We start from the raw sequence: 22109 nt of genomic DNA, 5'->3' as shown, positions 1-22109 counted from the left end.
ATCTCGTTGATCTGGATCATTGCGGTATCGCCTCTGTCGGGCAAGCTTGAACTCGTCTAATTTTGTTGGAGGAAATTATGGCAGGTTGGATGGGTAAAATTTTTGCCTTAGCAGCAGCGCTTTCGATATCTGTGCCAGCGTGGTCGCAAGACGTGGAATCTGGGGAAGAAATCTATATGAACTATTGCGCGACCTGTCATGGGCTGGACGCAATAGGAAATGGGCCAATGGCCGGAGTGCTGGTTATACAACCTACCAATCTGACAAAGTTGGTAACTTCGGGCGGTGAATTTCCCACAGAGCGGGTTGTCGCGCGCATCGACGGGCAAGAACCCTTAGTCAGCCATGGTAGCCCAATGCCGGTTTATGGTCCGTTTTTTGAGGGCCGGGACGCTACAATCAAAACAGACTCCGGGCAATCAATACCGACAAGCAAACCGATTGCCGATCTAGTTGCATACCTCAAGACACTGCAAGGCCAGCAGTAAAGTCAGCGACAAATTCCTTCGATCTCGGCGCCATCCCACGGAAGCAGGACGTCGCTTTCTCTGCGCCCGTTGGGCAGAGATGCGAGGTCAAAATGCGGTTGGAGCATGTCGTGCAACCGCTGTGTGCGAGGTGCACCAGGGTCAAGCGCACGGCAGCATACATATTCTTCGACAATCGATCCTTGCTGTTCGTAGCCATATGCTAAGAAATCCGGGGATGTATCGAGGTCAAATAAATAGGGATCGGATTGGCGCCCATGTTCCGCTGCGGCTCTCAAAGGATGATACCCGGTTTTTTCTCGATTTTGCCACTGCCAGACATGTGTCAATTCGTGTGCGAGTAGCATCGCGGCGATCAAGTTCACTCTTTCGGGATATTTGGACATGTAATCGTCCAGATACCAGTCCTTGGTGAAATACACGCGGTTAAAAAGTGCGACGGCCGCTGGTCTGCCCGTTACGGTCTCAGTTTTAACGGGTGGAAGTATAAGTTCGCGACAAGCCAGCCGTGGCCGCGCCTTGCGGGTATAGGTGACTGCGGCAACCGGAGCACCTTCGACTAGTCTAACCCGGTCCAAGTCGAGCGTATTTCCTTGGATGTTGCTCGCAAATGCGCGTTCCTGCTCGGTCAGTTGGCGACCGCAGGACGCGAAAAAACAAAGTACAATAATTAGAAAGAGGCGCACCATATCTTAGACCGTAATGCTCAAGGCAGGGGCTGCAAGCTGTTTTCAAAGGCTCATAGCTAAAACCCGGCTAACTTCTGTCAACGAACGACCCGACTGATCCATCCACGAGTTGAAAGCCCTCTGAACTGCTGCCATCGCCTTTTTTGAAGTCGCCGGTTTGTCAATCACGCCTTCTGCAATCAGTCGCGACGTCACATCTCGGGACAGAATGAAACTGTCACGTCCTGCAAAACGCATCGCGTACTGCGCCGATGCTCCACCCAAACGCGATCCGCGTTTGCCAAGCATCTCTAGCAATCCGGCGAAATCAGTAGACGGCCAGCCGCCCAGTACTTGACCGACCCCACCTTCATGGCGCAGTTCCAGCAGAAAGGCTGCGTTATCACGGACCGCCTCTATCTTGATCCCGTTGCGTACAATACGCGTATCTTGCAATAGCGCGTCGAATTTTTCGTCATCCATGAAGGCGCAGCGCCCCACGTCGAACCCATCAAACGCGGTCTCGAACCCGTCCCACTTGGATTCGATAACTTTCCAGTTGAACCCAGCCTGAAAGATCGTCTTTGTAATTGTTGCAAGCCAACGGTCGTCCGGCATGGCGACCAGTTCGGCCAAGGGCTTTGGCTTGTCTAACTTACTTTCCAATGCGTCCGAGCCGCCGTGATGGTTTGCGGCCAGTTTGTAAATATCATCAAAATGAAGCATGTCTCGTACCCTCCTTGCATCAAGTGTTGCCATTTTGTTCACGTATTCAAGTTCCTATTTCCTGTTTAGCCCGGGAACTAAGGTGTCGCTTGTTTTATCGAACCACAGACCCACACTTTTGTAATTGACTGGTCAATCAATTTCCCGCAGTCTAGCGCCGTTAATTGACCAGAAGCTTTGGGCGATGTTCTTATGAGTGGGGGTGTTTCGCTGGATTGATCGATCAACAAATTCGATAACACTGTTATGTGCACTCTTTTGCATCCGAACTAACTCGTGCATTCTGCTTTACAGTTTCTGCAAGTGAAGCCATTGGGGCGAACAATTCGCCACATGGGGCAATCAAAAAAGACAGGGAGAATATTCCATGAAAAAACTTGGTGTAGGCCTTTTGGCAATGACTGTGGCAAGCACTGCTGCAGCAGCGGATATGGGCGCCGTCGATGAACCGATCAAACTGGCGATCAATGAATGGACCGGTCAACATATCTCGACCCATGTAGCGGGTGAGATGCTCAAGGCTGCAGGATATAACGTCGAATATGTTACTGCGGGCTATATGAATATGTACCAGGCCATGTCCGATGGTGAAGTCCACGGCGCCATGGAAATCTGGTCGTCAAACGTTTCAGACGATTATGCGAAAAAAGTTGATGCAGGCGGCGTTGTTGAACTGGGTGATTTGGGTCTGGATGCCAAGGAAGGCATCGCATATCCCGCGCATGTAGCCGAACTTTGCCCGGGTCTGCCAGCTTGGGAAGCGTTGAAGGAATGCGCGCAAGTTTTTGCTACTGCCGACACGCTGCCAGGCGGTCGTTTGGTTGACTATCCGGCTGACTGGGGTACCCCAGGTGCGGATCGCATGACCGGGCTCGATCTGCCTTTCAAGGCTGTTCCAGCGGGCTCCGAAGGTGCATTGATCGCGGAACTCCGCGCGTCGACCGAGCGGAAATCTCCCCTTCTGATTACCTTTTGGCAACCACATTGGGCAATGTCTGCATATGATGTTCAGTTCGTCGACCTGCCGGTGGGTGAAGAGGCCTGCTTTAATGATCCTGCGTGGGGACCGAACCCTAATGCTGTGAATGACTGTGACTTCGCACCTTCACGCATTTTCAAAGCAGGTTGGAGCGGAATGGCTGACAAATGGCCAGCTGCTTATGAAATCCTGTCGAACTATCAACTGGCAGTCGAAGATCAGCAGCCTATGATGGGTGCAATTGACGTTGACGGTGGATCCGTCGAAGAGGTTGTTGCCGCTTGGATGGCCGAAAATGAAGATAAATGGCGTCCGGTCGTAGACGCGGCAACGCAGTGAGTTCACTTAAGTGACTGACACGAATACGCCAGCTATTGCCTGCCGGAATCTCTGGCAGGTTTTTGGCCAAGGCGCTGAAAAAGCCCTGACCGAAGCGCTGTCTCGGTCAGGGGATGATGCCGATAAGGCCGCAACTGACCTGCGCGATGCAGGTTTCATACCCGCCGTGCAAGATGCCAACTTTGAAGTCCGCGACGGCGAGTTGTTCGTCATCATGGGGCTCAGCGGTTCGGGCAAATCCACTCTTATCCGTTGCATTTCGCAGCTTTTGCCGGGAACAGGCGGCGAAATCCGTGTAGAAGGCGAAAACGTGGTAGGCGCCTCGAAGAAGGCGTTGACCGATCTTCGGCGGAAAAAGCTGGGGATGGTGTTTCAACACTTTGGCTTGTTTCCACACATGACCGTTGCCGAAAACGTAGCGTATCCCCTGCGGGTTCAGGGTGTGGGCCGCAAGGAACGTCTTGCCCGCGCTCAAGAAGTCATTTCTCTCGTCGGCCTCGAGGGGCGCGAAGATAGTTTCCCTCGGCAGCTTTCTGGTGGTCAGCGTCAGCGCGTGGGTATCGCGCGCTCTTTGGCTGTGAACCCAGACATCTGGTTTCTGGATGAGCCTTTTTCGGCGCTTGACCCGCTGATCCGCCGCCAGTTGCAGGATGAATTTCTGCGCATTCAGGCGACCTTGAAAAAATCCATTGTTTTCATAACGCATGACATCGCCGAAGCGCTAAAGCTGGCTGACCGAATAGCCATCATGCGCGATGGAAAAATTGTTCAAATTGGTACGCCATCAGACATAGTTCTGCGCCCAGTAGACGACTATGTGCGTGAGTTTTCCAAGGACGTGGCAAAGGGCCAACACGCCAAAGTTGGGTCAGTTATGCGCGACAGAGGCAGTGAAACGGGCCCCGATGATCCGGGTTTGACCACAGCGATGACGCTTGACGCGGCGTTGGCGCACTGCATGGAACTTTACGAACCCGTTCCGGTCAGGGATGACACCGGCAAAGTTGTTGGTACGGTACATCCGTCTGATTTAGCCGCTGCTTTGCAAGTGGACGAAACATGACAGTTTTGACGGATGTTCCAGCACAAGATTCCGCGCGTTTGACGGCCGGAGCGAAGGCGGCATTGATCACTGTAATCGTTGGTGCAGTTTGTCTTGTTCTGGAAGGAGTTGCGCCTTGGTTGATCCAGTGGCCAGCCGCCTGGGAATTGCCGGCTACACAATGGGTTGGGAATTTTCTCGACTGGTCGCTAAATGCAATCAAACCTTTTGCACGTCTGTTTTCCGACGTAATGGCGTATCCGATGAACTGGGCCAATTTCGTGTTGAGCAACACTCCTTGGCCCATTCTGATAGGCCTTGTAACCGCGATGGGTTGGTATTTGGGTGGCTTGCCGATGGCTGCACTTGGCTTTTTGGGTCTCAGCTTTGTTTTGGCGTCAGGATATTGGGCCGAAAGCATGAACACACTGGCATTGGTGGCCGTTTCAGTTCCAGTTGCATTGATACTGGGTGGAGCAATCGGGATTCTCGCTAACGAGGTGCCAAAGGTGAAGTCATTTGTTCAGGCGGTGCTGGACGTAATGCAAACCGTGCCGACATTTGCCTATCTGACACCGCTTTTATTACTGTTCGGATTCGGGCCGGTTGTCGGATTAATCGCTTCAGCCATATATGCTGCACCTCCTATGGCTCGCAATGTAATGCTTGGGCTCGAGCGAGTTGATCCGGAAATAAAAGAAGCCGCCATTATGTCAGGTGGCACACGCTTCCAACAGCTGTTTCAGGTCGAAATCCCCGCCGCTGCAACTCAGATTATGGTCGGCGTGAACCAATGTCTGATGGCCGCACTCTCGATGGTGATTATTGCCGCCGTGATTGGCGGCTTCAACGACATTGGTTGGGAGGTTCTGCTGACCATGCGCAAGGCTCAGTTCGGCGAGTCGCTACTGGCCGGTTTGGTCATTGTAGTTTTTGCGGTGGTAATCGACCGGATGAGTGGAACCCTTGCGACCGAGCGTAAGCGGTACGACCAAAAGGTCGGTTGGGCAATGCTGGCTTTTGCAGCGGCGTTCACGGCCGTTTTCTGGGCGAGGCTTCCAAATCCGGCAGATTTGACCCTTTTGGATCCGGTTGCGCAAGCGGTGGATAATGGATTGACGACGTTCACCCAGAATAATGGTCCTTGGCTGGACGCTCTAAAAAACAACTCATTGTTTTATGTTCTGTTACCGCTTCGGATTGGTTTGGATCAGGCCGTGCTGCCGTTTACCTGGGGCTTTCAGTGGACCGCTCAGATGAGCTATGGCCTGTATGTCTTTGGAGCTGTAATAGCATTGGTTTTTGCTTGGCGCGGTCATCTGACAGGTGGGTTATTGGCGCTTATCCTGATTGGGATGCTCGAGACCGGTGTTTCGAACTTACCTTGGCCCTTTGTATTGACCGGTGCCGCAGCGCTTGGTTGGGTTGCTGGCGGTTCGCGTCTTGCGGTATTGGTGGTTGCGTTACTAAGCACGATCCTCGTGTCGGGTTTGTGGGAAAGGGCGCTGTTGTCGCTCTACCTCAGCGGGGCGGCGGTTTTCTTCTGTGCGGTTTTTGGCGGTCTGATCGGTCTGGCTTGTGCGGTGTGGGAACCCATCTGGAAGATTGTCCGTCCGATCTGCGATATGCTGCAAACAATTCCTTTGTTCGTGTTCCTGATTCCGGTTCTCATGGTATTTCAAATTGGTGAATTCTCGGCTTTTCTGGCGATCTGCGCATACGCGATTGTGCCGATGATACGCTATACTCGCCACGGGTTGGTCAACACGCCAGACGAAATGATGGAGGCCGCCATTTCAAGTGGTGCAACCGATTGGCAAATCATGCGCGACGTAAGAGCACCCTATGCCGCGCCTACGATCCTATTGGGGCTGAATCAGACCATTCTATACGCGTTTGCCATGTTGGTTATTGCAGCTTTGATCGGTACCACGGGGTTGGGCCAGTCAATCTATTTGGCGCTGGGCCAGGCGGATGTCGGGTTGGGGATATCGGCTGGCGCAGCGATGGCGATTCTAGCGCTGGTGGCCGACCGAATAGTACAGGGTTTTGCTGAAGAACGGCGTCAGGCTCTTGGGCTTTGAGAGCTTGGTCCGGCGATAAATCCGCCCTTCCAAGCACGTTATTTGGTGCAAAGATTGCCTGAACGCCGTACTCTGAACTAAGCCTCATTCTGTTCTTATATGACCGCGGCAGGTTGGGACGACTTGCTAGCTTCCATAGTGACCCATGTGCTCAGCTGCATCGTACCAACGGGTACCAGACGCGTGGATCGCTAGTAGGTGTGATGGGTCGGCATACCCTATGTAAACTATTTCCCCCATCGGTAACAGTGTGACCACGCACTAACATTCTGATCAATAGAAGCTCATTGTTTGTTATTCTGTTCGGTTTGTTAGCTGATGCATTTGTTTGGCAAGATGTCCAACGACCATCGACGCGTCGTTGAAATGAATGCTAGTGGCGGTGTCTTCCTCTGCGAAAACCTCAACTTTGGACCAGAGCCAAAGCTTGCTTGGCCCGCCTTTTTCCACTGCATTTTCTGGGGTTTGCACGAACCTTTTTTCAGTTGAACGACTTTGCTTTAGCTTGGGGGAGTGGCCGAGCACGCCTATGCGTGCTATCTGGATTGCTGGAATGCTGCACTAAGAGGACAACCAAATGCACTTGGCCTATGTGACCACTACTGATCGCGGAGCAACTGACAGGCTGCTCAGTGCTGTGGCAGAAAGACTATTGGCCCAGGGCGCCCAACTTTCAGGAGTAGTGCAGACAAACACCGAATGCGCGGACGACACAAAATGCGACATGGACCTGCGGGTTCTGCCCGATGGCGCGACGATCCGCATTTCACAATCGCTGGGCACGATGTCGCGGGGGTGTCGTCTGGATCCAGCTGCTCTTGAGGAGGCTGTCGGGTATGTAACGGCTTCACTGTCGGATGGTCCACAGTTGTTGATAATCAACAAGTTTGGAAAACATGAATCCGACGGTCGCGGATTTCGACCTGTGATTGGTGAGGCCCTAGCTCAGGACATTCCGGTATTGGTCGGAGTAAACGGTTTGAACGAGGAAAAGTTCAAAGATTTTACTGATGGTGCAGCACAAGCGCTTGAGCCTAACGTGGACGCAATTGTGGCCTGGTTCGAACGTGTCAATAGGACGAGAAACGCGGCCGCGTGATGCGCGTGTTGCTCGGCCTTTATGAAACCAAACCATCAAGTTTTTGAAGAAACTATTACTTTTGGATATTAAGGTTGTGAAATGGTGGTGGACGCAGTCCAGAGCGAACCGGTCTCAGCGAAGGTCGCGGGAAAGACTGGGCACTTCCGCTGTTTTTGGCCAGATTTACCTGTTTTTCACGGTTTTTGGTGTTTTGGATCAGCTCTTTTGTCGGAGTTCTCCGATATTGTGCCACGGTTTCCGTGGTTTAGTCGAATTCAGGGCACTTTGGAAAACACGCCAGAAACACGTGTAAAACACGTGATCTACAGGGTAGGGGGCTTGGAAATCAGGAGCAAATCAGGGTCGGTACACGCGGTTGATTCAGCGGCAAGCCATAATATGACCCCAATAGGGGTTGACTTGTCGAGGCGCGAATATTAATTTGACCCTAAGTCAAGTTGATTTGGGTGCGCCAATGTCAAACCAAACCTTCGGTCGCGGACAAGCCGAGTGGGCGCTGTGGAAGAGCTTCACGGTCGGGCGTAGTGCGTCAGACGACGTACCAAAGGTCTTCCGCACAAGGGTGAAACGTCTTCTTGATGTGGATCGCGAGCACGATTTTGCTGAGGCCTCGGATCCGCCGCCTGTGCGATGGTCCTTTGTGGCGCCGCCGGAAGAGAGTGGTGCGGAAGCCGCCTATACTTCGATCGACGTGTTCTGTTTGGCGATTGGACTGGACTTGCTCGATGCCGGGTTCAAGCAATCAGAGATCGTCTTTCTGATGCGATACCTTCGGCCCGAGCTCGAGGCGCGCCTGCCTGGGCTTGTTGAACGCCCGTCGCTTCACGCCCGCCAAAGGTATAAACCCGAGGTCGACCCCTCCCGCCCGACATTCGGAGCGGACGGCAGGAGATACCTGGATGCCCGCCAGTTCGTCGTTTTGAGTAAGATCGAGCTGCGGGAGATCGTGCCGCAGGCCAGGGCCCGTGCGCAAAAGACGCCCCTGTTCCTTGAGCCCGACTTTTGCGACGGGATCGAAGCGCTGAGTGCAGTTCTGAGCGACGCGATGCCAAATCGCCGCCGGGTCGTCACCGTCCTGGAACTGACTGCAACGGCCCAGGCAGTCTCGGCCTTCCTCGAACAAGCCCCAAGCATCCGGCGCGGGCGCCCAAAGGCTTAAGGCGTGAGCAATGATCCATTCCGGTCCCAAAGTATAGCCCAAATCAACCCCTATCGAGGTTAAATAAATGAGTGCTGTTAGACTTGAGACAATCGATCCAGAGGCGCCCGTCAGAGCCCTGAAGGGAACAGCGACACTGCCAATCGCGCGCCTGAAGCCGCATGATAGGCAGGCACGGACGCATTCAAAGCGACAAATCCGCAAGATCGCGGCGTCGATCGAACGCTTTGGCTTCGTGAACCCGGTGCTTGTCGATGTGGACAATGGGATCATCGCCGGTCACGGCCGCGTTGAAGCGGCCAAATCTCTTGGCTGGACAGAGGTTCCCACACTGCGCGTCGAGCATTTGAGCGAAGCAGAAAAGCGTGCCTACATCCTTGCGGACAATCGTCTCGCAGAAGAGGCCGGTTGGGACCGGGAAATCCTCGCGATCGAACTCCAGGGGCTTATCGACGTAGACTTCTCTGTTGAGTTGACGGGTTTCGACCTTGCAGAGGTGGATCTGATCCTCGAGGAGCAGGCGACTGGTCAGGCAGCTGATCCTGGGCGCGATGACGAGATCCCGCCGGCGCCCGAGGAGGATGCCGTTGTCACCCGTGTCGGCGATCTCTGGGAACTTGGATCACATCGTCTGCTTTGCGCGGACGCGACGTGCCCTACCTCCTATGAACGGCTTCTCGGCGACGATGTCGCCTCACTGATCTTTACCGATCCGCCCTACAACGTCCCCATTGCCGGGCATGTGTCTGGCCTTGGAAAGGCGCGGCATCGCGAGTTCCCGATGGCATCGGGCGAGATGTCATCAGAGGCGTTCCAGGCCTTCCTGGCCACCGTCTTCGGGCACATGGCGGCCCATTCCGCTGATGGTTCGATCCATTTTATCTGCATGGATTGGCGGCACATGGGCGAGACCCTGGCGGCCGGGCACAGTGTTTATGACGAGCTCAAGAATCTCTGTGTCTGGGCCAAGTCAAACGGTGGCATGGGTACATTCTATCGGTCGCGACATGAGTTGGTCTTTGTCTTCAAGCGCGGGACGGCGCCGCACATCAATACATTTGAGCTTGGCCAAACTGGTCGCTACCGGACCAATGTCTGGGAATACCCTGGCGTTAACAGCTTCGGCGAAGACCGCGACGCGGCCCTGGCCATGCATCCCACCGTCAAGCCTGTTGCGCTGGTTGCGGATGCCATCAAGGACTGCTCCAAGCAGCGTCAGATTGTGCTGGATCCTTTTGGCGGGTCAGGCACGACCCTGATCGCTGCCGAAAAGACCGGCCGTCGCGCTCGGCTCTTGGAGCTGGACCCGGCATATTGCGACACAATCATCCGTCGATGGCAAAACTTGACTGGCAAGCATGCGCGGTGCGCTGAAACGGGCACGCGGTATGCAACAAAGGCTTCCGAACACGAGGCCGAGGTGCAGGCACCGTCCGCGACGGACGCCGAGCCAGCCTGCTGACATCCAACCATCAAGCGAAAGGTTTAATGATGCTTGAAGAAGATGAAAACGGGCCCGAAGTGGGCTCTAAACCGGCAGATCTGAACCGGGACGCCCGCGGCCGTTGGCGCAAGGGTCATTGCCCAAATCCGAAAGGACGACCACGCAAAAAGAGGTTCAAGAACTACAGCCCGTCCGATGTTCAACACTTTGCCAACACGCAGGTCGAGCTGATGGTCAACGGACAGCCCGAGACGCTGGATCGCCGGGCAGCGCTTTTGAACAAGATCTTCGAGAGCGCGATGAAGGGCAGGGTCTCGCAGCAACGCTATTTGATGGGGTTGTTTGAAAAGAAGGATGCCGAACTGGCCGAGCTCAGGCACCAATACGAACGATTTCTGCACGAATGGGTGTTGGATAATCCGAACTTCAAGAACTTCGATGATAGCCTGTCCCATGAGCAACAACTCATATTGCTCAAATTGGGTGCCACCCTCAATCACTACTATCCCGGACAGTTTACAGCATTTCTGGGCATCGAAGAATCTGAGGAAGACGTCGGCTAAACGGACAAAAGCGGCTGTTAAGGCGCAGAGCAGCGAATGGCGGTAATGAGCCCAAAGTTGGCGCTCGTCTTATTGAACACCAAGACTGCGGTACTCCTCGGGTGCGACTCCGAAAGACTGCCGGAAAGCACGTGCAAAATGGCTGGCCGTTGAGTATTCAAGCAGGTTTGCAATCACTGAGATCGTCAATTCGCTCCCTTTGAGCAATTCTGCTGCGCGCCTCATACGTACTGATCTCGACAGCGACCTGAAGTCCACACCTTCGCGATCCAACTGCCGCTGCAAAGTCCTAGTGCTTACGTCAAGTGCTTTGGCCATGTCTTCAAGCCTTGTACTGCCCGTTCCCATCCTTTGCAGGAGGAGCTGTTCAACTATTGAGACGATCCCTTTCGGAGGGCCTCCTCTGCAGGCTCGCACCACGTCTTCACGGGTTGTCTTTCCGAGGTCTTCAACTGGATTGGATTTCAGCAAATCGGCATTCGCTATTTCAATCGCTATGGCCGTATCGTTTGTACGCATTCGACTCATGAATTTTCTCTCCAAGCCTTTGGCGGCACGGCGGTCCCCTAAATTCAGACCGATGGAGACCGGTTGCCACGCCTTGCCAAGGTAATGTCGTGGAATGCTCAAGAGGGCCCCAAGCGAGGCCATAGCAATCTGATTGTAACCTTTGCCGCCGCGCTCCCCGAACCCATATTCGAACCGCAGCGCGTTTGTGCGTCTTTGCAGTGTCAGCGTATCGTTGTCAGCGTGGAGATGAATGACGCTCGTCGCCCGTATCAGCGCCGAATACAGGGTTGGTGCCTCCAACACGTAGTCTCCCCAAACGCCATAATCTCTCACCGACACATGCTTCGCAATATTGGCTCCGAAGAACTCATCGCCGGATTGACGCGCGGCGCTGTGAAGGAAACGGTCAATGGCTATTTGCGGAATGTAATTTCCTTCTTGAGATGGCATATCTGATGATAGTCCAGCGTCAGAGAAACAGCGAGCAAGTGGCTTCGAACCCAAAGCGCCGCCAACGATTTCCGGAATATTGCCCATCACTTCGGCAACAGTCATAGGCGGGGCGTTTGTCATTCGGCGGGCGTTCCAAATTTTTTTTTAGTTTGGCGGATAATGGTTCAAGGTGCAATCCGGATATCGCTTACCGTGTCGCCAAGCGTTTCTTAAGCATTGCATCGGAGCTGATTATGATCGGAACCCTTCGGGTGGTTTTCTTGGCGCTGCTACTTGGCGCGAGCGGGGCGGCTTGTGCTCAAGAGAAGCCCAACATCGTATTGATCAATCTCGACAACTTCGGTTGGGGAGAGCCGGGCTTTAACGGGGGTGGCATCATCCGCGGAGCCGCGACACCAGCCATGGATGCCCTCGCAGAAGAGGGGATGCGTCTAACGAACTTCAACGTCGAAGCCCAGTGTACGCCGTCACGGGCTGCTCTGATGACAGGCCGTTATGGCATTCGCTCCGGAAACCACACGATCCCCGGTGGTGGTGGCGTCTACGGCTTGACCCAGTGGGAAGTCACCATGGCGGAAATGCTCAAGGCCGTCGGTTATAACACGGCAATGTACGGCAAGTGGCATCTGGGATGGAGCGAAGGTCGTTATCCCAAAGATCAAGGATTTGACGAGTTCTACGGCGTCGAAAGCACCGACCAAACGATGTGGACATCGTCGGCCCGCTGGCAGGCACTGGGCCTTGAGCCACCTCATGTCATGGAAGGGGTTGCTGGTGAAGCCGCGTCGGTCGCCCGCGTATATGACTTGGAATATCGCGCTCTGATCGATGCTGATCTGACTGATAAAGCAATCGACTTTATCAACCGCAAAGCAGAAGACGAGGCCCCGTTCTTTATCTATCTGGCAATGACGAACATGCACACACCCTCCATTGCACATCCTGATTTTGACGGGTCAACCGGAATGGGTCTGTTTGCAGACCTTCTAAGACAGACGGACACATACATCGGGCGCGTTCTGGAAGCCGTAGACAGCAACGGTATTCGCGAAAACACTATTGTGATTTTTACCGCAGACAATGGACCAGAAGCGGCGGCAAAGGGGGGCAACGATATCGCTCCACAGGATCACGCACAGGGAAGTGCAGGCCCGTGGCGTGGAACACTCTTCACACCATTTGAAGGAAGCCTGCGTGTGCCATTCGCTATCCGTTGGCCCGGTCGTATACCTGCGGGCAGTGCCAGCAACGAGATTGTTCATCAGATGGACCTGTATCCGACACTGGCCGCGATAGTCGGCGGGAGAGTTCCCGATGACCGTGCCTTTGACGGCATCGATCAATCCGCGTTTATCCTTGGTGAGCAAGACAAGTCGAACCGCGAAAGCGTGATCGTGTATATGGGCTCGGAAATCTACGGCGTGAAGTGGCGGAACTGGAAACTGGTGTCCAAGGAAAACGAAAGTACTTGGCAGAATACGGTAAATTACTCGACGCCTCGGGTTTATGATCTGATCAATGATCCGGGCGAATTAAAAGATGTGCTTCTGCCACACACTTGGGTCGCTGAGCAGGCCGCCCCAATCGTTGGCGAGCACTTAGCCACGTTTGAAACCTACCCAGCCATTCCACCGGGACAGCCCGACCCGTACGAGCCTCCGGCGCAGTGATGCGGAAAGTAACTCTCGTTCCGTCGCCGCGTTCTGAGTGGACAGTTGCGAAAGGCGTCATCTTTGGCCTGCTCCTAGCAATTGCTTGTGGCAACCACTCGGCAGCCGACGAAGGGGGCGTTAGCTTTTGGTTGCCGGGGCAATACGCTAGTTTTGCCGCAATTCCACCTGAACCGGGCTTCTCCATGCCGCTGGTCACCTATTACTATTCGGGTGGCGCACCTGGCGATCAATTGATCGAGAAGGGCAGAGATGTCTTGTTCGGGGTAGATGCACGGTACTTAGGTCAGTTCATCATTCCGACTTATAGCCCGGATACTGAAGTCTGGGGTGGTCGGGTGGCATTTTCGTTGGCTGCAATCGTCGCAAAAAGTGACGTTTCCGCTGATGTTGCATTGGGTCCGTTTCCCGCTGATTTATCAGACGATCTGACCGGATTTGGCGACCTGTACCCGACAGCTCAGGTTTTTTGGAACAATGGCGTCAACAACTGGATGACCTATTTGACGGGCGCGATCCCCGTGGGGTCTTATGACCCAGATCGTCTTGCGAATACCGGCATCGGCCATGCTGCAATAGACGTGGGCGGCGCGTATACATATTTCAATCCGGACACAGGCTGGGAAGCATCGGCCACGCTCGGTTTGACCTACAACTTCGAAAACCCCGACACCGATTACACGAGCGGCGAAGCCGTTCATCTTGATTGGGCAGTTTCCAAGTTTGTCTCAGAAAAATGGCAGATCGGCGCGGTCGGTTTCGCCTACAAACAAGTATCTGATGACGAAGGAGCCCTAGATATTTTGGACGGCTTCAGATCAGAGACGTACGGAATTGGACCTCAGATTGCTTACAGCGGCGAAATTGGAGGCCGTCCCGTCTACGCCAGCCTCCGTGCCTATGACGAGTTTGAAACCAAAAATCGGACCGAAGGGTACGCCGCGTTCCTCACGATTTCTCTATCCTTTTGATTGTCTGTTTGGTCCGCAACTCGGTCGTAGCGGCAAAATTCAAGAATGTCCGTTTCCGAATAATGCAGACGTTCTGAGCGGAAATTTGAGTCCAGCGTTGGTAGACAGGGGATAATTGACGCGTGTCTAGCATCAGGTTCTACATGGTCAGATGGAATTCGAACGGAAAACCTGCCTGAGTTAGAAAGATGGAACTGGACACAGATAAACTGGATGCTGCCGCACTCGCAATTCTGAGCCTTACACTGCATGATGGACGCCGGGTCTGGAAAGGGGTCGATTGGGCGATCACGGACAGGTTGTTTGAGAAAGGCCTGATAGAAAACCCCTCCGGTCGGGCCAAATCCCTTGTTCTGACGGAAGCAGGCCTTGCAGAAGCGCAGGCCGCTCTGGCCCGGCTGTTCAGCAAGAGTTGACGTGTCTTCATACGACCGCAGCGATGCGCGCACCAATTATTTACGACTGGCAAAAAAACGAATGACCAAAGCCTGGTGGTCCGTCAAACGCCGATATTCCTTGGCGCCAGGTTTTGCTGCATTCACTGCCCCGCCTCAAAAACAAAGTTGTGTCGATGCCACCTCCAGCAAAGGAAGACTTTTCATACCCGCTCGTCCAAAAGGCCAAGTTCTTCCCACATCCAGCGGAAATCGTACTCTGCCATTGGACTTCCGGGCTGGCGCGCACTCGCGTTCTCAATGTGTTTTAGCCAGGCGATGACCTTTTTACGACCAGCGGCACCGCGCACGGCCTGCCGCGGTGTTTTGTCTGCAAGTGCCGGAACCGGCTTGTCCAGAGTTTCCCGATAGTGCCGATTGAGAGTTTCATGGGTAATTTGTCTGGCGATATCTGGTGGGACTTCGTCGGATGGAATTTCCTGGTGCTCTGCCATGGCCTTTTCGGCAGTTTGGATTGACGTCAACGGTGCCTTCACCAATCCGTCGAGTGCGCTCATCAGCATCTTGCGCCCGGTCACTGCGCGTTCAGCCGAGTTGACCGACAGGATCAGTGCCTTGCCCTTCAATTCCAGATATCCAAGGACCGTCTGGCCGGCCTTCGTCGTGTGCATAGCTAATGCACCCTTAGGACCGCCGTAGGTTGCCGGTTCCGGGGTCACCCAACTCCACGCCTTCTGTCCGTCAGTTAAAAGCTCCGGATGCCGGGCGAGGCGAGATTTTACATCTTTCTGCAGAACACCGGCCGCGAACGGAAACCGCAGATCATGGAATTCCAAGGGGTCCCCATTGTTATTGGTCAACGTCGGCAGTTCGGGAGCAAGAACCTTTGGCAATTCCGCGAACAGCCAGGCATTCGCGAAGAGCGGCGCACAACCGCGTTTTTGATCTTCGGTCAGATTGAGTGTCTGGCGTGGGCCAAGCTCCAGCGTATGACGGAGGCCGTCGAGCAGCAGCTCGGTTGCCTCTGATGAGAATTGCAGCAAAGCTCCAGATATCACGTAGTCATCACCCTGCTTCACGACGGGTGCTGTCAGACGAATTCGAACCAGTCTCTGGTAGGCCAGTAGGGCTGTCCTTTATCCCGCGCCAAGTTCGCGCCACTCGGCAAGAGCGGCGGTGCGTGTCAGCTTGTAGGTGTCTCTGCTGGCGAGCGATCTTTCCTGGTTGAAATGGTTGTAGACTGAGGAATGGACGAAGGCGAATTTCTGCAAACTTCGCATACGCCGGAAACGTTGCATGGCGCGTTCGAGTCGTCGAAACGGCAGGTGCGAGTTTTCAACTCGGTTATTGAGCCACCTGCCCGTCTGTTGTTTTTCCAGTGCACCCAAATCTCTGAGCGCCGCCTTGTAGGATGCGAAACGATCCGTGACGATCTCTTCGGCGCAACCGTGCCGCTTCATCAATTTCCTGAGGAATTTCAGTGCTGCAGCTTTGTTTCGGCGTTTCGTGACGACGGCTTCCAGCACCTCGCCTTCGTGATCGACGGCACGCCAGAGATAGTGACGTTTGCCGTTCACCTTCACGAAGACTTCGTCCACATGCCACTTCCATTTCGAGAATGCACGAAGTTGCTGGACCCGTTTGCGTCTAATCTCAGAAGCAAACATTGGGCCGAACCTGTTCCACCAGTAGCGGACGGTTTCATGGCTGATATCGATCCCACGCTCGTGCAGCAGATCTTCGACATTCCGAAGCGAGAGCGGAAACCGAATATACAGCATCACCGCCAGGCGGATGATCTCGGGACTAGTCTTAAAGTATTTGAATGAGGCTGGTTTGGTCATGTCCGAAGGCTATGCAACCGCCCAGCCCCGCTCAAGCAAAGTTCTTCTGACAAGACCGTTCCTTTGCTTCCCAACTTCATTCGACTGGCGTTGAAAATTCCGGCACGCGCTTGATCTCTTTTAGTTGCCCTTTGGCACACCCCTTAGAGACTGCCTTCACCCCGCATTAGAAAACGATCCGGGTTCTTAGACTGAACAGGGTAATCCGGTCCTGATCGGGATTTAGAAGCGGGTCGGAAATGAATTGTACCGATGGCGTGATCTGCAGTCCGGGTGAGATTGAAAAGCGGTAGAAAGCTTCAAGCGTGAACTGATCGCCATCTATGCCTCTTGCTTCGGCCCAGTTTAGGCCCAGACCGGCCAAATCGGTGTTGCGACCATAGTAACCGAGACCGGCAGAAATCGACCGTTCATAAAGCGCTGCGGTCCCCTTCGAGGCCCCTGCACGGAAGAACGGCATCCATTTATTGTCAACAAACCATGCGGCGGAAAACGCTGCGCCGTAATCTTCTGCTCGACTGCCATCGTCAGCCGCATCCGCATGCCAGAGGGTCAGATGGATATTGTCGAAGTAGATGCGATCAAAGCCGGACGTGTACCCAAGTTCGAGCGACTTGAAGAGATTGCCGTCGCTAAACACATCAAAGTTTGGATCGGACGGGTCGGCGTTTGCGTCTGATACGCTGGCAACGGCGTAGAGGTTCTCGCTCAGCTTTACCCCACCGGCAATACCAAGGCCTTGGTTGGGCGTGTTGATTGTCGGATTGGTATTGAAAGACAGGTTTTGAAAACCACTGTAGGGGCTTACCAACCCGTAGATATCCACAAAGTCCGTTACATCAATCTGGCCGACTTGCAGCGTCCACGACCCATTCTCAGCCCTTTGGGTCCAGAACAAATTGGTCAGAAGCAAACCGTTGTCATTGAAGGCTGTTCCCGTGATTGAAAGGGCTCCGCCATCCAGCCCGAGAAACTGCGGAGCAACGTCAGTATAACTGTGCCTGTCTTCGATCTTGAATGTCAGAGACCCCCGTTCAGTTGCCTGCCAACTCCCGTAGAAACGAGCGATGCCGCTGGCCGCTTCGCCGGTTCCCAGATCAGCGTTCGTGGTTTGGCCCAACGCCAAGTAATCAATGTTGAACCGAAACCCACCCTCAGCCAGCCGGTCTTTCCACTCAAACCAACCCGGCGCGATGTTGCGCGGAAAATCGGAACGGTATTGTGGGTCGGTCAGGCCATCTCCGGGCTCTAGATCAGCTTCGACCGAAGATGGACCGGATAGTCCCTGAGCCGACGCGGCGCCAGCGAAGGCTATGCTCAAAGCGGCAACCAGAAGCCTTATCATTCAGACGCCCTTGCCCCGCCGGTCTTGCGATTTCCCGCCGCCCGGATGCGATCAGCGGCGCGCTGCTGCCATTCCAGCCTGTCTGTCTCGGTTTCCAGCGTTTCGACACGTTCCGTTTCCAACTGGAAAGTCGCATTCATTGGCATGAGGCCATCCACAACCATCATGTTCTGAACAGAAGGATCGATAGTCAGCATACCCGTCAGTCGAACAGGTTCATGGAAATAGCTGGGCGCCCAGTCCCCATTCAACCGCACACGGATCATCTGGTTGGGCGGAGGTGGAGGCATGTGACTGCACATCCCACGTTCTGGCACCAAATATGCCACAGGCCGACCGTCCGGATCACTCGGGGCAGGAATGGCAAAGCCCGCCAAAGTGACTGTCTGACCGTCGAGTTGCGGATTTCCGTTCGTGCCAGCCTTTCTTCGACGTTCCGTTACAACCTTCCGCTGATCGAGTAGCCAGTCGACATCAATCCCATCAGCCGCCAAGGCATCCTCAGTCTCGGTCAGAAGCTCCCGCCTTTTCTGCCTCTCTTCTTCGCTGCCACTATCCTGCTGTAACCTGCCGCGCAGCCGTACGACGTAAAGGACATCGTCGAATTGTTCGGCGCTAAGTTCACGATAAGGGTCTTCAAAGACCTGCGCGGACGGGTCAGGCAAGTCAGACCAGTCCAACGCGGCTCCTGGCGTCGCCATGACAGGATGACCACACCAAACCATCCCTGCGAGTACTACGGAGCGAAACCAATAGTGCATAAATACTCTCCGGCTATTTAGACAGCTCAATCCAGTGTGTTCTTGTAGATTACACCGTCCTTCATGATCAGGCGGATTGTTTCTGGGCTTTCAGGCCTCGGGTCGGCCCCAAACCATTGATCACCCGTACCAACCACCGAGAAATCTTCGAGCGGATTACCGTCGATCAGCAGGATATCCGCATAGGCGCCTTCCTCGATCACACCGAGCTTGCCAGCCGTGTAAGGGTTCGAGAAATCGCCTGACAATGCTACGACCTCACCGCCGATTGACGTAAGCGTCACCATCGACTGGTACGGTCCGAAGAACTCGTTATTGAGATGTTTTTCATAAGCAATCTGGATGTTGCAGGCTTCCACTGATCCCACGCAATCGGTCTGAAAGCCGCGTTTTACCGGGCATTCCTTCATATTCGGAATGTAGTTCGCGAAAGTCGCGGACGCCGATATCGCTTTCGCGAGGCTCTTGGGCTCGTTCTTGACCGATGGGATATCCAACAAACCCGGATCAAAAGCCGTGAGGTTGGTCGTTATGTAAGCCCCTTTCTCGTTCATAATCTCGGCAATCTCGCAATCGAAGGAGAAGCCGTGTTCAATGGACATTACACCGGCCTCAAGGGCGTTCATGATTGCTTCCTTGCGATAAGAATGCGCCATGACATAGGTGCCGTATTCGTTGGCAACCTGAACGGCAGCTTCGATTTCTTCCTTGGAGCCGGCGAGCAACTGCCATGGGTCAAAGGCCGAGATCACCCCACCCGACTGCATGAATTTCAGCTGTGTCGCCCCCATGCGCATGTTATTACGACCATACAAGTAGACATCATCGACACCGCTGACCTGTTGCGCCATGTTCAGATTACCGAAGTTGGTCTGTCCTCCCGGCGGCGAGGTGAAGGATGCGAAGTCAGCGTGGCCGCCGCGTGTCCCGAGGAACGCGCCTGACGCATAGTGACGTGGACCGACGATCTGTCCGGCGTCGATGGCCCTCCGCAGACCGCCGTTGGCGCCGCCAGCATCTCTTACAGTCGTAAATCCTTGCATCAGGTACATCTCGGCCATCCTGGTTCCATGGATGCCAAAATCCTCCCAGGTCGAGTTCGTTTCCATGGAAGCGATAGACGGTCCCATGAGCATGAGGTGTGCGTGAAGCTCGATGAAGCCAGGTGTGAGTGTCCTACCGCCGCCATCGATCACCTCCGCATTGGGGGCATCGATCGCATCAGTTGAGACGACCTTGATAAGGTTGCCCTCAACCAGAACGCTTGCATTTTCGATCCGCTGTTCATTGACGCCGTCGAAGACATGTACGTTGGTAAACAGCGTTTGGGGTTCTTCTTGATCCTGAGCCTGCGCGGTCGTCGAAAAAGAAAAAACTGCCGCGACAATTGCCGTCGAGCAAAGAGACATTCGTAAGCCGGACATAAGTACTCCCTTCATATTCATGTTTTGCCAACTATAGTCCGGAATTCATTGGCTCGGTTGCCCCTTTTGAATTAGGATGTACGAATGTGACTGCAAAAATGGCCACTTCTTAAAGCTAATCCAAACAAGGGTTATGAGCTTGCCTTTCAACTCCGCCTCCCGAGAGCATAGCGAGGGCTTTGTTCGCCTCTCTTTAGCTGCTCCGTTTCTGCAATATCTCACCGAACGTAAGATCAATCCGCAACCAGCATTGGATCAGGTCGGCTTGAAAGCCGAACTGTTGACTAACCCCTCCGTGTTCGTTCACTCAGAGTTGGTCTACGGCTTGGTAAATGCCTTCTCAGAAGTGTCAGGGGATCGATACCTTGGACTGAATGTGGGGGAGTCATTTGACCTACAAGAATGGCCTCCGTTCGCTCAAGCCCTGCGAACTACAAAGACGCTGTTCGAGTTTTTTACCCGCTTTGTTGAACTCGTACCTCAGGAGTCCAATTCTGTGAGGCACGGCCTTATCATTGAAGCGGACAAAGCGACTTATCGTATCGATAGACAACAGGAGCCAACTGTCCCACCCGTTCAGGTAACCGGATTTGGTGCTGCAATCTATGTACGCCTATTGCAGACCGTCGTCGGCGATTCCTGGGACTCTTCGCGTGTGCGATGGGAAAGCAGATACATCAATGGTTTGCCTGTCAACTACAAAGGGATCAAGGTTGGCCTTGGAACCGATCCCGGAATGCAAATTAGTTTTCCTGTGGAATGGTTGTTTTTGCACCATGTCTCTGACGGCTCTGCCAAGCCGATGGCCTCACCGCGACAAGATGAAGAAGTAACTGTGGTGGCTGCTTTGCGCTCTGTCTTGCGCGGCAAACTGGATGAATCCGATTTGGGGCCGGAGATGGTGGCCGGGTTTCTGGGAATACAGCCGGAACGGTTCCTGAAAGCGCTTCAAAAACAAGGCACAACGTTACCGCGCGAAATCAAACGGCTGCGTATCGATGTCGCCAAGGAGCACCTCAAAGAAGACCAGATGACAATTGCGGAGATTGGTCTGATGCTAGGCTATTCTGACAAGTCCCATTTCACTCGCTTTTTCCGAAGTCAGACCGGAATGACACCGACCAAGTTCCGAAGCAAGTAAATGTGGTCGAGCCAAATGAACGCTTCGAAGATTAAGTCCTCGTGGGATCAGTTCGGAAAAGTTGTAGTGCGACGTTGAACAGGTTAGTCGACGACATGAATGGTTGGTTGCCACCGCCGATACAACCTCTGCAACTGGCCGTTTCGTTGTGTATTTCGGAGTTAGCAAAGCTCGGTTGCGAAGGTCCGTTGCCTATTGGGCGCAGGCTTTGGCCGGTGGACGCGCAGGCTTTGTTGCCGGTCGGATCGATCCCGGCGACTACAGCGACATTCTCGGCTATGTGAATCCGCGTACAACGTTTTCGAACTACTCGATCCTGTTCAGCCCAGTTCTTCCAATTCCTGATCCTGGGTTCGGTATCGCGGGAGGCGGCTTTCTGACCGATCAGGTTTATGCGCTTGGTCTTGTCAGCGACGCCAACGGATCGTTAACCGATATTGACTGGTTCCCGGGCGGCTCTGAATTCTTCACCTACGGCGAAATCGGATGGACGCCTGAGCCCTCCAAGCGATACCTAACCAACGTGCATCTTGGTGTGTTTCACGTCGATGAGCGCACCGATGCAGGCGTTCCCTCAGCAAAAGGCGCGATGCTGTCGGCCAACCACACCTTTGAGAATGAACTGATGGTCTTCGGACGATTGGGCTGGTCTGACGGCACGGCACCCATCGCCAACCGCGCTGTTAATGCAGGGGTTCTATGGCGACCCGGGTTTTATGACGACCTCTTTGGCTTTGGTATCACAGTTGCCGATCGTAGCGACAACGCGTTGGACACCCAAACGACAGTGGAGGCATTTTATCGCTTCGACGTGTCCGACAACATAGCCATCACAGGTGACCTACAGCACATCAACAATCCCGGCTTTAGCGACGATGATCCTTGGATCATCGGGCTGCGCGTCCGGATAAATCTTTAACGGAAACGGCTCAGTTCCTGCATTTCCAGCGGGGCCGCTTTGGGCTCGGTGCGGTCGTTCCGTAAAATTCTGTGAACGACCG

The 22109-nt window shown here is 54.1% G+C and carries 21 protein-coding genes; 13 read left to right on the top strand and 8 right to left on the bottom strand.

Annotated features, from left to right (window positions below; all coding sequences use genetic code 11):
• Positions 1-77 precede the first annotated feature (77 nt).
• Entirely contained in the window at positions 78-488 is a 411-nt protein-coding gene (locus tag AC2FNE_RS07325) for a c-type cytochrome (RefSeq protein ID WP_254442590.1), read from the top strand.
• 2 nt (positions 489-490) lie between these two features.
• On the opposite strand, the gene AC2FNE_RS07320 is transcribed toward AC2FNE_RS07325, so the two are convergent.
• Together AC2FNE_RS07320 and AC2FNE_RS07315 are read right to left on the bottom strand one after the other, a co-directional pair.
• A complete protein-coding gene (locus AC2FNE_RS07320) occupies positions 491-1177 on the bottom strand; it encodes a hypothetical protein (RefSeq protein WP_170607054.1) in 687 nt (228 codons plus the stop codon).
• Positions 1178-1219: 42 nt separating this feature from the next.
• On the bottom strand, positions 1220-1882 hold the full coding sequence (locus tag AC2FNE_RS07315) for a DNA-3-methyladenine glycosylase I (RefSeq protein WP_496805067.1): 663 nt from the start codon (positions 1880-1882) through the stop codon (positions 1220-1222).
• A 367-nt stretch (positions 1883-2249) separates the two neighbouring features.
• Between AC2FNE_RS07315 and AC2FNE_RS07310 the strand changes: the two genes are divergently transcribed.
• The 7 genes from AC2FNE_RS07310 (at position 2250) to AC2FNE_RS07280 (ending at position 10594) form a co-directional block, all read left to right on the top strand.
• A complete protein-coding gene (locus AC2FNE_RS07310) occupies positions 2250-3200 on the top strand; it encodes an ABC transporter substrate-binding protein (protein ID WP_170607050.1) in 951 nt (316 codons plus the stop codon).
• 10 nt (positions 3201-3210) lie between these two features.
• Positions 3211-4263: a betaine/proline/choline family ABC transporter ATP-binding protein gene (locus AC2FNE_RS07305; protein WP_170607048.1), complete on the top strand. Its 1053-nt coding sequence runs from the start codon at positions 3211-3213 to the stop codon at positions 4261-4263.
• A complete protein-coding gene (locus AC2FNE_RS07300) occupies positions 4260-6326 on the top strand; it encodes an ABC transporter permease (protein WP_496805066.1) in 2067 nt (688 codons plus the stop codon). Before AC2FNE_RS07305 ends, AC2FNE_RS07300 begins: the two co-directional genes overlap by 4 nt.
• A gap of 577 nt (positions 6327-6903) precedes the next feature.
• Positions 6904-7425 (top strand): DUF2478 domain-containing protein, encoded by a 522-nt coding sequence (locus AC2FNE_RS07295; RefSeq protein WP_170478789.1) that lies wholly within the window; start codon positions 6904-6906, stop codon positions 7423-7425.
• A 457-nt stretch (positions 7426-7882) separates the two neighbouring features.
• Positions 7883-8587 carry a hypothetical protein gene (locus tag AC2FNE_RS07290; RefSeq protein ID WP_170607042.1) on the top strand — a complete coding sequence of 235 codons (705 nt, stop codon included), beginning with the start codon at positions 7883-7885 and terminating at the stop codon, positions 8585-8587.
• A 67-nt stretch (positions 8588-8654) separates the two neighbouring features.
• Positions 8655-10049 carry a site-specific DNA-methyltransferase gene (locus AC2FNE_RS07285; protein WP_170607040.1) on the top strand — a complete coding sequence of 465 codons (1395 nt, stop codon included), beginning with the start codon at positions 8655-8657 and terminating at the stop codon, positions 10047-10049.
• 26 nt (positions 10050-10075) lie between these two features.
• Positions 10076-10594, top strand: coding sequence for a DUF5681 domain-containing protein (locus AC2FNE_RS07280; protein WP_170607038.1), 519 nt, complete (start codon positions 10076-10078; stop codon positions 10592-10594).
• 69 nt (positions 10595-10663) lie between these two features.
• Here AC2FNE_RS07280 and AC2FNE_RS07275 read toward each other — a convergent pair whose 3' ends face one another.
• Complete coding sequence (locus tag AC2FNE_RS07275; protein WP_496805065.1) at positions 10664-11677, bottom strand: AraC family transcriptional regulator; 1014 nt, start codon at positions 11675-11677, stop codon at positions 10664-10666.
• A gap of 113 nt (positions 11678-11790) precedes the next feature.
• On the opposite strand from AC2FNE_RS07275, the gene AC2FNE_RS07270 reads away from it, so the two are divergent.
• The 3 genes from AC2FNE_RS07270 (at position 11791) to AC2FNE_RS07260 (ending at position 14614) form a co-directional block, all read left to right on the top strand.
• Positions 11791-13227 carry an arylsulfatase gene (locus AC2FNE_RS07270; protein WP_496805064.1) on the top strand — a complete coding sequence of 479 codons (1437 nt, stop codon included), beginning with the start codon at positions 11791-11793 and terminating at the stop codon, positions 13225-13227.
• Positions 13227-14198 (top strand): SphA family protein, encoded by a 972-nt coding sequence (locus AC2FNE_RS07265; protein ID WP_496805063.1) that lies wholly within the window; start codon positions 13227-13229, stop codon positions 14196-14198. The genes AC2FNE_RS07270 and AC2FNE_RS07265 overlap by 1 nt, the downstream gene beginning before the upstream one ends.
• A 188-nt stretch (positions 14199-14386) precedes the next feature.
• Positions 14387-14614, top strand: a complete 228-nt coding sequence (locus AC2FNE_RS07260; RefSeq protein WP_170607022.1) for a DUF6429 family protein — start codon at positions 14387-14389, stop codon at positions 14612-14614.
• A 182-nt stretch (positions 14615-14796) separates the two neighbouring features.
• Here the strand turns inward: AC2FNE_RS07260 and AC2FNE_RS07255 are convergent, their stop codons facing one another.
• From AC2FNE_RS07255 to AC2FNE_RS07235, 5 genes are all read right to left on the bottom strand, one after another.
• Positions 14797-15672 (bottom strand): hypothetical protein, encoded by an 876-nt coding sequence (locus AC2FNE_RS07255; protein ID WP_496805062.1) that lies wholly within the window; start codon positions 15670-15672, stop codon positions 14797-14799.
• Between the two features lie 57 nt (positions 15673-15729).
• Positions 15730-16437, bottom strand: coding sequence for an IS6 family transposase (locus tag AC2FNE_RS07250; protein ID WP_170611008.1), 708 nt, complete (start codon positions 16435-16437; stop codon positions 15730-15732).
• A 166-nt stretch (positions 16438-16603) separates the two neighbouring features.
• Positions 16604-17782 (bottom strand): carbohydrate porin, encoded by a 1179-nt coding sequence (locus tag AC2FNE_RS07245; RefSeq protein WP_170608138.1) that lies wholly within the window; start codon positions 17780-17782, stop codon positions 16604-16606.
• A complete protein-coding gene (locus tag AC2FNE_RS07240) occupies positions 17779-18543 on the bottom strand; it encodes a DUF3299 domain-containing protein (RefSeq protein WP_170608136.1) in 765 nt (254 codons plus the stop codon). Before AC2FNE_RS07240 ends, AC2FNE_RS07245 begins: the two co-directional genes overlap by 4 nt.
• A 26-nt stretch (positions 18544-18569) precedes the next feature.
• Complete coding sequence (locus AC2FNE_RS07235) at positions 18570-19967, bottom strand: amidohydrolase family protein (RefSeq protein ID WP_496805061.1); 1398 nt, start codon at positions 19965-19967, stop codon at positions 18570-18572.
• Positions 19968-20100: 133 nt separating this feature from the next.
• Between AC2FNE_RS07235 and AC2FNE_RS07230 the strand changes: the two genes are divergently transcribed.
• Positions 20101-21108 (top strand): AraC family transcriptional regulator, encoded by a 1008-nt coding sequence (locus AC2FNE_RS07230; RefSeq protein WP_496805060.1) that lies wholly within the window; start codon positions 20101-20103, stop codon positions 21106-21108.
• 175 nt (positions 21109-21283) lie between these two features.
• Positions 21284-22027, top strand: coding sequence for a carbohydrate porin (locus AC2FNE_RS07225; protein ID WP_496805059.1), 744 nt, complete (start codon positions 21284-21286; stop codon positions 22025-22027).
• Positions 22028-22109: the final 82 nt, after the last annotated feature.

This window comes from Ruegeria sp. YKSD179 (genome assembly GCF_059612885.1).
The sequence above is the reverse complement of the archived record's forward strand: the minus strand, read 5'-3'. Positions and strand labels throughout refer to the sequence as shown.

What these genes read in the sequence shown, in the direction of transcription:
- AC2FNE_RS07325 (WP_254442590.1), top strand. Translation starts at nt 78, where the DNA reads ATGGCAGGTTGGATGGGTAAAATTTTTGCCTTAGCAGCAGCGCTTTCG.
- AC2FNE_RS07320 (WP_170607054.1), bottom strand. Translation starts at nt 1,177, where the DNA reads ATGGTGCGCCTCTTTCTAATTATTGTACTTTGTTTTTTCGCGTCCTGC.
- AC2FNE_RS07315 (WP_496805067.1), bottom strand. Translation starts at nt 1,882, where the DNA reads ATGCTTCATTTTGATGATATTTACAAACTGGCCGCAAACCATCACGGC.
- AC2FNE_RS07310 (WP_170607050.1), top strand. Translation starts at nt 2,250, where the DNA reads ATGAAAAAACTTGGTGTAGGCCTTTTGGCAATGACTGTGGCAAGCACT.
- AC2FNE_RS07300 (WP_496805066.1), top strand. Translation starts at nt 4,260, where the DNA reads ATGACAGTTTTGACGGATGTTCCAGCACAAGATTCCGCGCGTTTGACG.
- AC2FNE_RS07295 (WP_170478789.1), top strand. Translation starts at nt 6,904, where the DNA reads ATGCACTTGGCCTATGTGACCACTACTGATCGCGGAGCAACTGACAGG.
- AC2FNE_RS07290 (WP_170607042.1), top strand. Translation starts at nt 7,883, where the DNA reads ATGTCAAACCAAACCTTCGGTCGCGGACAAGCCGAGTGGGCGCTGTGG.
- AC2FNE_RS07285 (WP_170607040.1), top strand. Translation starts at nt 8,655, where the DNA reads ATGAGTGCTGTTAGACTTGAGACAATCGATCCAGAGGCGCCCGTCAGA.
- AC2FNE_RS07280 (WP_170607038.1), top strand. Translation starts at nt 10,076, where the DNA reads ATGATGCTTGAAGAAGATGAAAACGGGCCCGAAGTGGGCTCTAAACCG.
- AC2FNE_RS07275 (WP_496805065.1), bottom strand. Translation starts at nt 11,677, where the DNA reads ATGACAAACGCCCCGCCTATGACTGTTGCCGAAGTGATGGGCAATATT.
- AC2FNE_RS07270 (WP_496805064.1), top strand. Translation starts at nt 11,791, where the DNA reads ATGATCGGAACCCTTCGGGTGGTTTTCTTGGCGCTGCTACTTGGCGCG.
- AC2FNE_RS07265 (WP_496805063.1), top strand. Translation starts at nt 13,227, where the DNA reads ATGCGGAAAGTAACTCTCGTTCCGTCGCCGCGTTCTGAGTGGACAGTT.
- AC2FNE_RS07260 (WP_170607022.1), top strand. Translation starts at nt 14,387, where the DNA reads ATGGAACTGGACACAGATAAACTGGATGCTGCCGCACTCGCAATTCTG.
- AC2FNE_RS07250 (WP_170611008.1), bottom strand. Translation starts at nt 16,437, where the DNA reads ATGACCAAACCAGCCTCATTCAAATACTTTAAGACTAGTCCCGAGATC.
- AC2FNE_RS07245 (WP_170608138.1), bottom strand. Translation starts at nt 17,782, where the DNA reads ATGATAAGGCTTCTGGTTGCCGCTTTGAGCATAGCCTTCGCTGGCGCC.
- AC2FNE_RS07240 (WP_170608136.1), bottom strand. Translation starts at nt 18,543, where the DNA reads ATGCACTATTGGTTTCGCTCCGTAGTACTCGCAGGGATGGTTTGGTGT.
- AC2FNE_RS07235 (WP_496805061.1), bottom strand. Translation starts at nt 19,967, where the DNA reads ATGTCCGGCTTACGAATGTCTCTTTGCTCGACGGCAATTGTCGCGGCA.
- AC2FNE_RS07230 (WP_496805060.1), top strand. Translation starts at nt 20,101, where the DNA reads ATGAGCTTGCCTTTCAACTCCGCCTCCCGAGAGCATAGCGAGGGCTTT.